The organism is Nonomuraea sp. MG754425 (genome assembly GCF_021699195.1).
Lineage (GTDB): Bacteria > Actinomycetota > Actinomycetes > Streptosporangiales > Streptosporangiaceae > Nonomuraea.
In genome coordinates this window covers 1-311 of the sequence record NZ_SSXE01000568.1, presented here as the reverse complement: position 1 = coordinate 311, position 311 = coordinate 1, and the positions used below count along the sequence as shown (strand labels likewise).

The 311-nt window shown below is 58.8% G+C and carries 1 protein-coding gene; it reads left to right on the top strand.

Annotation, left to right across the window (positions count from 1 at the left end; all coding sequences use genetic code 11):
- Positions 1-67: 67 nt before the first annotated feature.
- Positions 68-311: aminotransferase class V-fold PLP-dependent enzyme (locus FAF44_RS54000; protein ID WP_368857809.1), on the top strand; the 244-nt coding region annotated here is incomplete at its 3' end.

Genomic DNA, 311 nt, shown 5'->3' with positions numbered 1-311 from the left:
GAGTTACGACGTCGAGAAGATCAGAAAAGATTTCCCCATCCTGTCGACCAGAGTGGGGGAGTACCCGTTGACGTACCTCGACTCGGCAAACACCTCCCAAAAGCCCCAGGTGGTCATTGACGCCCTAAGTGAGCACTACGCGCGTCATAACGCCAATGTTGCGCGGGCTATGCACCAGCTCGGATTGAAGTCCACCCAGGCCTATGAAGGTGGGCGGGAACGCATCGCGCGGTTTATCGGGGCGGCATGTCCTGAGGAAGTGGTGGCTCTGTCGAACGCTTCGGAGGCCCTCAACCTGTGTGCGTACACCC